The following is a 10,610-nucleotide window of genomic DNA, read 5'->3' as shown; positions in this document are numbered from 1 at the left end:
GGCCCGGCCCGTCGCAACGGCCCACCCGAGCCCCCTGCCCTCTCCCGCCGAAGGCCGTCCTCGAACAGCCGGCCCATGATCCGATCGACGGAGGACGCGCTTCTAGGCATCACCGACCTCCGAGACGTCGCCTGTCCGGGTCAACCGCGCCTCCAGGGACTCTGCACGGACCTGCGAGTGGCGCAGCATCGCGACCAGCACACGACGGATCTCGGCCACCTCATCCGCCGCCTGGTGCATCGCCCGGACCTGCTCCGCGCTCGGCTCCGCCCGACCGATCTTGCGCATCGAGGCCGACAGCGCCGCCGCGATCTGATTTAAGTTGCCCCCGAGACGAGACAGGTGGCGGTCCGCCTCCGCGAGAAAGGCGCCCTCGTCGGGACGCGGCTCGAACAGCACTCCGGCGTGACGGACCAACTTCCGAAGCACCGCGCCGCGCGACTTGCCGGCGCCCGACGCGACGAGACGATCCAGCCCGGCGATCTCCCGATCGGTCAGCCGGGTCGAGATGACCCGATGTCCCGCGGCCTCGTTGCGCCGCTTCCCCATCTGCGACCGAAGGCGGTGCGCGGTCGATCGCGAGACGCCGAACTCGTCCGCAATCGCGCTGTCCGACAAGCCCGCCGCGATGCGGTCCCGCATCCGCTGGCGCCGGTCGGAGCCGCCTCGATCAGCCAAGACACGCAACAAATGTAGACATTACACATATCCTGCAATCCATACGGGCGAGCAATCCATACGGGCGAGCAATCCATACGGGCGAGTCTTTCAGGACTATACGAATGCATCAATATTGCATTATCGAAAGACCCAAAGATCGCCCGTATTCCGCTCACCCCCACCTCCTTGGCAGCACCGGCCTCCCGGCTCCGATCTTCCGGAGGGGCAAGACCGCGGCGCCCCGGAACCTGCGCAACCGCGAGGCAATGATGCGGCGGGTGCCGAGGCGTCGTGCCGATCGGCGGTGCCGCCGATGGCGCCCATCCCGGCGCCTCGCACAAGGTCCGCAGGCTATCGACGTCAGAGATGGGGCAGCCGATCCATCGCCGCGGATCGTCGCCGCAGGGCATTCGCGCGGCGGCGGGCAAGGTTGTCGGCCCGGTCGTGCTCCAGATGGCAGGTCTGGCACAGGGCGGCGAGATTGCCCGGCGCGTTGTTGGACGGGTCATGGTCCAGATGGCAGCAGGCCAGGACCACGCGCAGGCGCTTCGGCCAGCTCGCCCACGCGAGACCCGGCCAGAAGGCGAGCTGCAGGGCCGCGAGATCGTCGGGAGGCGGCAAGAGGGCCTTCGCGACGAGCCGGCCCCGGCCACACCGCCACCGCGCCCGCGCATCGTCCCACCACAGACCCGTTCGGCCAGCGACCGCGTGGGCACCCAGATGCCAGACCTCCGCCCTGTGCGGCCGCCCGCAGCGCTCGCAGCGGCCGCCCGCCCGCTCGAACCGCACCGCCCGCGAGAGCTGCGGCCAATCGATCGGGTAGAAGAAGCGCTGTGACGGCCGGATCGGCATGGACCATGCCTAGCATGAACGTAGCAGAGGTGAATCCCCCAGGCTAGCCGCCCAATCGCGATCGATACGGGCGACCCCGACCCGCTCAGGCTGCCGAACCGACCGCTTCCGTCGCAGGTGTCCCGGATGATCGCAGTGGGTCGAGATAATCCACCGCCTTCTGCGCCTCGGCCGCGGCGCGGAAGATCACGTCGCGATCCGCCTTCATCGCCGCGATCCACCCTTCGATATAGGCCGCCGACTGCCCGAAGCGTGGCGCGATCCCGAGATGGAGGCCGAGGAAACAGGCGCCGATCTCGGCCACCAGTTCCTCGAACGCATAGGCTCTCCGGTCTTCGAACCGCGTGATCCGGTCCAGCCGATGTCCTGCGCCTGTCCAATGGATGATCTCATGGGCGAGCGTCCCGTAATATCCGGCAGCGTCATGGAACGTCCCGATGGGCGGCATGTGGATGCGGTCCTCGCAGGGCCGGTAGTAGGCGCGGGGCTCGTCGCTGGTGTCGATCCGCGCGCCGGTGGCCGCAAACCACGCATCGAGCTTCGGTTCCGCTTGCGTTCCGAGGTCGCGGGGCGGATCCGGACGGATATAGTATTCATCCGGCAGGCCCTCGATTTGATCGGCATTGAAGACGTTGTAGACCTTTGCGAAATGGACGCGCCGCGCGTTGCCTGCATCGGCCGTGTCCTGCTCTGGCGCGTCGCCCACTGGTTCGATGGACTCGTAGAAGACGGATTTGGCGGCCCGCTCGCCCTTGCGGAACGCACCGCCAAGCTGCCTCGCCTGGTTGAACGTCATCCAGCGGTCGGAGGCATAGCCCTTCGCATCGGCCGTGGCCCACAGGATCAGGATGTTGATCCCCTTGTAGCCCTCGCCCGTGTGCCGCAGAGGAAAGCCCGCGACGGCGCGCGTCCCGGTCCAGGGCTGCCGCCACGGGGGCGCCCCCGCCTCGAACTGGGCGATGATCCGATCGGTGATATGCTGCCGGATGTCGAAGCGCTCTCTTGCCATGGGATCGTCCTTCATGGTGGGGCGGGTGCCGATCCGATGCCGGTCTTCCGCCGATGGGCGGGGCCTCGCCTGATCTGGCTTTGAATGGCCCCTGCCATTCGAAGGGCAGAGCAGGTGAGGGCGCAGCCCGACCTGCGGCCGGAGGGGGCGGGGTCACCCGGGCGGAGGGCGAGCTGGCGCGGCCCGCAGGCATCAGCCGAGGACACGGGGCTCGCCCGGAGCCGACGGCCCCCCGGGCCGGCGCTTGCCGGTTGACGACGACCCGTCCGGCTGGCTGGTGGACCACCAAGCAGAAAGGGTGTCCGGCCCGCCCGGGCCGGTCTTCTGCCTCTCGATCCCGGCCCCCGGCCGGGATCTCCGCTACTGCCGCAGGGATCGTCACCCGCAAGGGCGGAGACCCACGCCCGCGCCCGACCATGACCCGCTCGACCGGACGCGGCTCCGTAGGAGACGGGAGAGGGCGGAAGGCCGACGCTTCGCGCCGCGCCGCCGAGGCAGAAAGGACGGGGGTGGGGGGCTCCGGGAGGAGCGCAAGCGACGACTAGAGCCCAGTGACACGCGTGAGCGGGGCAGAGGCCATTTCTGGTCAGGAACCGTTGCCTCCGGCGGGGGTTCGCTTGGTATCGGAGAAGTTAAGTCCGCATTAACGCCACATTGCTATGGTGGGATTCGTTGATCGGAGGTCACGTGAGCGACCCTATGCACCCAACCACCCGGCTCCGGCTTTGGTCTGGCGCGACGATTTCGCCGATCACGCTGCTATTCGCCATATGCGGCATCGGCACGACCGTTTGTTTAGTGCTTTCGGGCGTCCTAACGATCTGATCCGTTGTGACCGGCCCTGAGGGCACATAGATTAGCTCCAAGCAGGGGCTCGGCGATCTATGGCACATGATCCGGAACCCGCAGGATCGTATCTGCGGAACAACTTCACGGGATGGGATTGGGCAGGCGTGTTTGGCGTCATTGCAACCCTCTTCACGGGCATCTGGTTCATCGTGGGTCTCCGGATCGAAGCCGAGACGGCTCCGATCAATGCGAGCATCACCGTGCTGACGGACGAGATCGAGGATACGAAGGACGAACTGACGGAGGATTTCGACGAGTTGAAGGCCGACTTCGGGACATCGGAGACGCGCATTCTCGCGGCCTTCGAGGAGCTTTCGATCGAGGTCAGTGAGAATGTCGACAAGGGCATGATCGAGCGCACCGATGAGCTGTCACGCGCATTGGCCGCGCGGTTCGATCAGGAGCGACCCCTGCTGGTGCACGTTACCAATGTCCCGAGGGACGACCCGACCATATTGGGCCTCATGGAGGGCTACCGCGAGGCGCACGAAGGGGCGGCGTCGATGGTCGTCTTTGGGTCGAAGCTCCAATGGACGGCGCGGATCGATGACCTGGAAGGGGATGAAGCGCAGGACTTGCAGGCCGTCCTCGAAGAGATCTGGACGTCTCATCCTGAGGTCGAGACGGTTCTGACCTACGAGCGTGCGGGTGTCCCCGACCTGGTCGATTTCGAGATCGAGTAGCGGTGCCTACGCTATGCGTCGAACGGCGACGATTGGCGCATAAATCGACGGATGTCTGACAGGTATGTGCAATCTCTACTCGAACACGATGCCGGTCGAGGCGATGCGCCAGCTCTTCGGGGTGTCACCCGCCCAGGACGAGCTGGGCAACGCCGAACCGCTACCGGCGATCTTTCCGAAGGGCAGGGCGCCGATCGTCGGTATGAGCGAGGACGGTACCCGCTGGCTGAAGAACAGCCATTGGGGCTTCGTGCTGCCGCAGGTCTCGAAGAAGACCGGCAAGCCGATCCAGCCGAAGGCGGTGAACAATGCGCGTGACGACAAGCTCCGGACGTCGTCCTTCTGGCGGAAGAGCTTCGAGGAGCGCCGGTGCTTGGTCCCAGCGACGAGCTTCTGCGAAGCGAAGGGCCGGAAGCCGGCGACTTATGTCTGGTTCGGGGTGACGGGGGAGGGCGACCGCCCGCCATTCGCCTTCGCGGGGATCTGGCGTCCCTTCGTCGGGAACTACGGCGGCGAGCATCGTGAGCTGGTCACGTCCTCGATCGTGACGACGACGCCGAACGAACTGGTGCGAGAGACCCACCCTGATCGGATGCCTATGATCCTGCAGCCCGAGGACTACGAGACCTGGCTGACGGGTGATCCGGACATGGCGTTCGATCTGATCCGGCCCTACCCGGCATCCGCGATGGTGGTCCACCAGCAAGGCGAGGATCTGAAGTCGGATCGGGCTGGGCTCTAGGGGAGAGGATGGGCGGCGGCGCTCTCTCGCGTGTAGACAATACCGTCCGCCGATCCGCGTTTGAGGATGTCGCCGCGGATCATCCGGCCGATCGCGAGGCGCTTCGGGTACCATCGGCCGTCGCAAAAGACCTCGATGTGCTCGCTGGGCAGCGTCACGGCGAGGGTCGGTCGACCTTCGCGTAGCGCGGCCTCCCCGGACGGCATTGGCCAAAGGTCGAACATCGAGGACGGGTAGAGGTGAACCAGCGGCCGGTCCGGCAGGAGGCGTCGTCCGTCGAATGCCACACGCTGGATCCTGGTTAGGAGCCGCATCGGATGGTCGATGCTTCTAGCATGACCCCGGAGCGTGAGAAGGACGCTCTCGAGGGGTTAAGCGCCGACCGCGTTCGATGACTCACGTGCCTCGAAGTCGGCCGCGTCTCCAATGTCGCCGAGAACCCAGAGGCCGCACCAGGACTGGCCGCACTCGAGAGCCGGGATGTCGGAATGGTTCTCGACCTCGTCGATCGGCGCGAGGATGCGATACGGGCGGTCGTCGCGGAAGTACTGCTCGAGAATGTCCCAGATCGGCTCCAGCCGATAGACGCATTGAGCGCTCGAAGGGCAGGTGGGGTTGGTGACTTCGTCGTCCATAGCAAGGTCCTAGTGACGTGATGCCGAGCAAGGATATTAGGGCCTGACGAAAGTACGCACCGCTTTCGAAGACCTCTCCGCCCCACGTCAATCTTGACAGAAGTGGACCGCCCCGCAGATGTAGAACGAAGTAAGAACATCGTAGGTGACGAATGCCGCTTCATCCGATCGATCAACCCGTGATCGCCGAAGGTCAGCCGATGCGCTTCGTCAGGATGACGGTGAGCGCGGGCTTCCCGTCGCCGGCGGCGGACGATCTGGAAGACGAGATCGACCCGATCGCCTGGGTCGTGCGTCGCCCGGCCTCGACCTTCTGGTGGCGGGTGGAGGGGGATTGCCTTTGGGACGTCGGTATCCGCGATGGAGACCTGATTGCGGTCGATCGGGACGGCAAGCGGCGGCTCGGCCGGGCGGTCCTGGCGGTGATCGACGGGGAGGTCACGGCGAAGATCCTCCGGCGCCGGAACGACCGGTACTACCTGGCCCCGGCGAACTCGGCCGAGGACTTCCCTGATGTCGAGCTGACGCCAGACAGCGAGATATGGGGCGTGCTTGCAGGTGTCGTCCGCCGCTACGAGCTAGAATGAGCCGGCGGCCGATCGCGATCTCGGACAGCAAGAACTTCTACGTCTCGGCTGAACGCGTCTTCGACACGTCGCTGAAGAACGTCCCGGTGATCGTCCTGTCGAACAACGATGGATGCGCCGTGGCGCGCAGCGACGAAGCGAAGGCGCTCGGAATCAAGATGGGGGACCCCCTTCACTTGATCCGCGACAAGGTGGAAGCCCACGGGATCCGGGTCTTCAGCTCGAACTACACGCTCTACGCGGACCTCTCCCGGCGGGTCGTGGATACGTATGCGGATTTCACGCCTTCGGTGGATATCTACTCCATCGACGAGAGCTTCTTGGACTTCCACGGCTTCAAGAACCGAGAGGCACATGCCCGAGCCATGCGCGCGGCCGTGCTACGCCGGGTCGGCATCCCGGTTCGGGTCGGCATCGCCAGCTCGAAGACCCTCGCGAAATGTGCCAACGAGATCGCGAAGAAGAACCCAATCTTCGATGGCGTCCTCGACATGATGGACGAGGAGCTGGCCCGCTGGCTGCTACCGAAGGTGCCGGTTGGGGATATCTGGGGCATCGGACGGCAGACGGAAAGGAAACTGCGGGCGATCGGGATCGGCACGGCGGCCGAGTTGCGGGACATGCCCCTGCGCCAAGCGCGCAAACTCGGCACGGTCGTCCTCGAACGCACGGTCCTGGAGCTGCAAGGCGAGCCGTGCCTATCGCTCGAAGAGGTCGAGCCCCAGCGGAAAGGCATGGCCGTTACGCGATCGGCCTCGGCGCCGATGATGGATTTCGACACGCTCTTTCAGGCTATCACGGCTCACGCGACGCGGGCGGCGGAGAAGCTGCGCCAGCATAGTCTCGTCGCCGGCACGCTGACGGTGATCTTCCATACGAACAAGCATCGACCCGATCGTCCGCAATGGTCGTCCGCGCGATCGACAAAGCTGACGCCGATGTCGTCGGATACGTTCGACCTCGTCGAGGCTGCGCGGCGCTGCGCGAGGGCAGGGTGGCCGAAGGATGAGAAGCCCTATGGCTTCTCGAAGGCCGGCGTCTTGCTCGACGATCTCCTGCCCCTAGAGGATCGGCCGCGGACCCTTTTCGACGCAATGCGCCCGAAGTCGGCCGAGCTGATGTGCGCCCTCGATATGGTGAACGATCGGTTCGGGAAGAAGACGATGGTTCTTGCCTCCGAGGGCATGGAGCGATCCTGGGCCTTGCGAGCGGATCATCGAAGTCCCCGTTATACGACGCGGATCAGCGAATTGCCGGTGATCCGATGACTTTGATCAGACGGAAAGAAGCGGTCAGCTGCACCAGAACTCTTCGCCATAGGGCCAGCGACGGGCGAGACCTTCACGGATCAGGACGTCGCCGACATCCTCGCCAGCGATCCGGATGGTGGCGAGTGTGCGCTGGCCAGTGCCGTCGAAGCCGAATGTCTCGATGGTCCAGCTGTCGCTGTTGAGAAGAGCGTGGAGGCGATCCGTTGCGGCTCGGGCCAAGTCTATCTCCTCGAAGCCGCCGCAGATATTGGTGCGCGGTTCGGGCGTGTCGAAGTCCTTCAGTCGGTAGTTCGTTCCATGAAGCCAGATCGTGTCCCCGTCGACGATACAGGTCTTATCGAACGTGTTCGGCTGGCCGACCCGGCAAAGGGGAATGTCGGCAACAGGCTCAACGGCAGCCGTACCGCGATGATCCCAGAACGCCGCGAGCAGTGCGATTGTCGCCACCCAGACGACAGCAAGGATGCGAGCGAACGTCATGAATCGGTGCGGGGACCCGCAATCGCCTGACGTGGTTTCGAGAGAATGCCGTCGGCTGTGACGGCGTCGATCCGGTCCGGTGTTCGGCGGGTGATCTCCGAGCTGTCGGCCGAGACCATTACGTCAGCGTCCTCGCTTGTCTTGATGATTGAGCCGTCACCTTCGAGGAATGTCTTGCTGTCAGCCGTTTCCCGAACGACGGTGCCGTCGGCATGGATCTCGATCCAGATGTCGTCGACCAGGACCCGAACCTGGTGGTCGTTGATTTCAACGCCCGACCAGCCTTGGCCGGGGTCGCGGCGAGCGACGATGGCGTGGGAGCGGAGCTTCAGCTGGACGTCGTCGGCACGGTCGACGCCGCGCAGGTCGACGAAGACCTCCTGGTCTCTCACGTCATGATGGAGGGCCGCAGCGCCGTTCTTCGGCGGCCAGAGATACGGCTTCGCGCGTTTCTTGCGTGCTGGGTCACGGTGAAACGCGATCAGCATGCGGGCGCGGTTCCAGACGAAGCAGGGGCCCTTGCGAGATCTGCTTATCGAAGTGGTCTTTGGCATGTCGTGCTCCTTCGCGGCTCGCGGATATCCGGACCCGTCATCGCGCCGCATAGTTCGCCAGTTCGGCCGCGATCAGGCCGATGACGCTCGCATAGGCGATCGAGCCGTCCGGTCGTTCCTCGCGGGCAAGGGACTTCACGATCTCGGTCGGCCGGTGCCCGTGCTGGAGCAGGAGCGAGATCAGGACGCAGGCGTCCTGGACCTGGAATTCGAGCTGCGATCCGGACTGGAAGCCAGCGGAGTAGAAGACCTCGCGCGGGCGATCCGGATCGGCGGGGTCCGTGCCGATGGAGATGTGGACGGTCTGGCCGGTAGTAAGGCGGACCTTTCGCGTCTCGGTGAGGCGCCGGGTCGGCAGGACATATCGCGGGTCCGGTTCGTCGCAGCGGGTCATGGGTTCGGTCCTTTCGGGTCGGGCGGGGCGGCGCGGCGCGGCGCCGCCCCGGGGGCGATCATTCCTCGATCGGGTGGTCGTCCTCGTCCTTCGGCTTGGGAAGGAACCCGACCAGTTCGGTGACGCCGACGGGGAAGTCGAGCTTGACCGACAGGAGGGTGTCGCCGTTGTCGCGGACGTTCTCGAAGATCGTGCCGACGCGCTGATAGCGGGTCTTCTCTTGGCCGTTCTGGGTGTAGGTGACGGGGATGGTGAGGTTGTAGCGGGCCATGTCGAGGTCTCCTTGTTTCGATGGGGATTAAAGGGCCGGATCGGGTAAGGGCGGTTCGCCAGCGCGAAGTCGGAGGGTCCGGGCCCGCAGGGCAGGGAAACCGTCTTCGCGCTTGCCAAGGCGCAGCCGAGGGAACGGACCGGCCGCGATCCGGCAAGACCCATGGGTAGAAACAGGGCAAGGACCTCGCCTTGGCCCGCATCCTCGCCGCCGGTCCGATCCCCGACCGAACGGCGACGGGGAGGTAGCCAGCTTTGCGCCGATGCCGTCTTGGGGCCGGGCCAAGGGACGACGGCCCCATGCCTGACAGCGATCCCATGTCGAGATCGCGGCCGATCGGTTCCCTGTGCACCATGCGGGGCGAGGGGCGTTCCGACGGTGCCATCGCCGCAGTGATCGGAGCGCCGGGCGCCCTCACGATGTTCCCGCCCGCGCCATCAGGCCGGCGAGGCTTCCGACGAGGTTTAGCTCGCCCGCGGCATGGCGCTTTGTCATGGCCCGCAACGCGCCACCTGGACGTCGGATCGGCGTGACGGGGTGGTGCCGGTTCGCGTCGATGACGAGGACGCAGAGCATCGCGGTCACCTCGCCCATCCGATCACAGGCGTCCTCCCAGGCCGAGGGGCTGATGCCGAGCTCCGGCAGGCGACGGAGGGCCGCCAGCAGAAAGTCCTCGATGCGGGGCTGCGTTCGTCCCCGGCTCTCGTGATCGAGGTAGAGCCGGAACGGGTCCGACGCGATGGCGCGCAATCCGAACGGCGTGAGGCGGCGGGTCCAGTCCGGGCTGCGACTTCGGCGCTCGCTTTCCCTGCAATCGGCGCCGTTGTTGGCCCGTTCCCGCGGTTCATCGCCGCCATCTCGACCCCCAGCGGATGGGCGCGCGCTACAGAGTACCGGAGTTGCTTCCGTTGTAGCTTTTATTGAGCGGCGGAACTCTCCGTCCGCCCGACCGGAAGATTCGAAGGTCATGGCACGCAGCGCTTCCAGTCGGTCCACGAGATGGGCCGCGGCGCTCAGGTGGGTCGCCAGGTCGTTCGGGCGCAGGCGGCGCAGGCGGCTCGAGGAGGGCCAGGCGAGGAACGATGCCGTCAGGGCGTTGACCTCCGCGTCGTCGGGACGGGCCGGCTGTAGCTCCATTAGCAGCGCCTTCGCGCGGCGATAGAGGACGCTGCGCCGGCTCACGCGCCGTTCTTGGTCGGTCCATGCGTCTCTCAGACGATCTCGGGCGGCGAGAAGCTCGGGGATGCGCCGGATGAGGGGCGTAAGCCCAAGGCCGCAGAGCCCGTGTTTCGAGCGGCTGCCATTCGCGCGGCGGCGGTCCTCGATGAGGCCGGCGCGGATCAGGCGGGCCTCGTGGGTCCGTATCTGGCGGGGCGAGCAGCCCAGCTCGTGAGCGATGCGAACCTGGGCCGCGTAGCAGACCGGCTCCGAATGCGGGTCGGTCCAGTCGCGAGGGCGGGTCATGTCGATCAGCTTCTGGAGCAGCGTGATCGCCGGTGCGCTCAGGCCGAGCGCGCGACGAACCTCGCGGATCAGATCGCCGACCTGACTGCGCTGCATTTCGCCGGGAAGGATGGGGAAGGCGTCGTCGCCAAGGCTCGATCGATGCGGGCCCGAAAGATC

The 10,610-nt window shown here is 65.9% G+C and carries 14 protein-coding genes; 4 read left to right on the top strand and 10 right to left on the bottom strand.

The annotated features are described in order from the left end of the window. Positions 1–102: 102 nt before the first annotated feature. The 3 genes from jaqu_RS08415 to jaqu_RS08405 form a co-directional block, all read right to left on the bottom strand. On the bottom strand, positions 103–642 hold the full coding sequence (locus jaqu_RS08415; protein WP_043918521.1) for a helix-turn-helix domain-containing protein: 540 nt from the start codon (positions 640–642) through the stop codon (positions 103–105). A 378-nt stretch (positions 643–1,020) separates the two neighbouring features. Continuing rightward, positions 1,021–1,512: a hypothetical protein gene (locus jaqu_RS08410; protein ID WP_043918520.1), complete on the bottom strand. Its 492-nt coding sequence runs from the start codon at positions 1,510–1,512 to the stop codon at positions 1,021–1,023. 85 nt (positions 1,513–1,597) lie between these two features. Beyond that, entirely contained in the window at positions 1,598–2,521 is a 924-nt protein-coding gene (locus jaqu_RS08405; RefSeq protein WP_043918519.1) for an ArdC family protein, read from the bottom strand. 884 nt (positions 2,522–3,405) lie between these two features. Between jaqu_RS08405 and jaqu_RS08400 the strand changes: the two genes are divergently transcribed. Beyond that, positions 3,406–4,053: a hypothetical protein gene (locus tag jaqu_RS08400; RefSeq protein ID WP_043918518.1), complete on the top strand. Its 648-nt coding sequence runs from the start codon at positions 3,406–3,408 to the stop codon at positions 4,051–4,053. A gap of 64 nt (positions 4,054–4,117) precedes the next feature. Beyond that, on the top strand, positions 4,118–4,795 hold the full coding sequence (locus tag jaqu_RS08395) for an SOS response-associated peptidase (RefSeq protein ID WP_043918517.1): 678 nt from the start codon (positions 4,118–4,120) through the stop codon (positions 4,793–4,795). Here the strand turns inward: jaqu_RS08395 and jaqu_RS08390 are convergent. Together jaqu_RS08390 and jaqu_RS08385 are read right to left on the bottom strand one after the other, a co-directional pair. Beyond that, positions 4,792–5,082, bottom strand: a complete 291-nt coding sequence (locus jaqu_RS08390) for a hypothetical protein (protein ID WP_043918516.1) — start codon at positions 5,080–5,082, stop codon at positions 4,792–4,794. The genes jaqu_RS08395 and jaqu_RS08390 overlap by 4 nt on opposite strands. 84 nt (positions 5,083–5,166) lie before the next feature. Beyond that, complete coding sequence (locus jaqu_RS08385) at positions 5,167–5,430, bottom strand: hypothetical protein (protein WP_043918515.1); 264 nt, start codon at positions 5,428–5,430, stop codon at positions 5,167–5,169. 152 nt (positions 5,431–5,582) lie between these two features. Between jaqu_RS08385 and jaqu_RS08380 the strand changes: the two genes are divergently transcribed. Further along, on the top strand, positions 5,583–6,017 hold the full coding sequence (locus tag jaqu_RS08380) for a LexA family protein (RefSeq protein WP_043918514.1): 435 nt from the start codon (positions 5,583–5,585) through the stop codon (positions 6,015–6,017). Further along, a complete protein-coding gene (locus jaqu_RS08375; protein ID WP_043918513.1) occupies positions 6,014–7,285 on the top strand; it encodes a Y-family DNA polymerase in 1,272 nt (423 codons plus the stop codon). Before jaqu_RS08380 ends, jaqu_RS08375 begins: the two co-directional genes overlap by 4 nt. A gap of 24 nt (positions 7,286–7,309) precedes the next feature. Here jaqu_RS08375 and jaqu_RS08370 read toward each other — a convergent pair whose 3' ends face one another. From jaqu_RS08370 to repC, 5 genes are all read right to left on the bottom strand, one after another. Then, the gene (locus jaqu_RS08370) at positions 7,310–7,768 is read right to left on the bottom strand and encodes a thermonuclease family protein (RefSeq protein WP_052500860.1); all 459 of its coding nucleotides are present in this window, start codon (positions 7,766–7,768) and stop codon (positions 7,310–7,312) included. Beyond that, positions 7,765–8,256: a hypothetical protein gene (locus tag jaqu_RS08365; protein WP_141134399.1), complete on the bottom strand. Its 492-nt coding sequence runs from the start codon at positions 8,254–8,256 to the stop codon at positions 7,765–7,767. Before jaqu_RS08365 ends, jaqu_RS08370 begins: the two co-directional genes overlap by 4 nt. A gap of 103 nt (positions 8,257–8,359) precedes the next feature. After that, positions 8,360–8,716 carry a TSCPD domain-containing protein gene (locus jaqu_RS08360; protein ID WP_043918511.1) on the bottom strand — a complete coding sequence of 119 codons (357 nt, stop codon included), beginning with the start codon at positions 8,714–8,716 and terminating at the stop codon, positions 8,360–8,362. Positions 8,717–8,774: 58 nt separating this feature from the next. Next, on the bottom strand, positions 8,775–8,987 hold the full coding sequence (locus jaqu_RS08355; RefSeq protein WP_043918510.1) for a hypothetical protein: 213 nt from the start codon (positions 8,985–8,987) through the stop codon (positions 8,775–8,777). Positions 8,988–9,401: 414 nt separating this feature from the next. Beyond that, positions 9,402–10,547, bottom strand: coding sequence for a replication initiation protein RepC (gene repC / locus jaqu_RS08350; RefSeq protein ID WP_161793844.1), 1,146 nt, complete (start codon positions 10,545–10,547; stop codon positions 9,402–9,404). Positions 10,548–10,610: the final 63 nt, after the last annotated feature.

The organism is Jannaschia aquimarina, assembly GCF_000877395.1.
GTDB lineage: Bacteria > Pseudomonadota > Alphaproteobacteria > Rhodobacterales > Rhodobacteraceae > Jannaschia > Jannaschia aquimarina.
The sequence above is the reverse complement of the archived record's forward strand: the minus strand, read 5'-3'. Positions and strand labels throughout refer to the sequence as shown.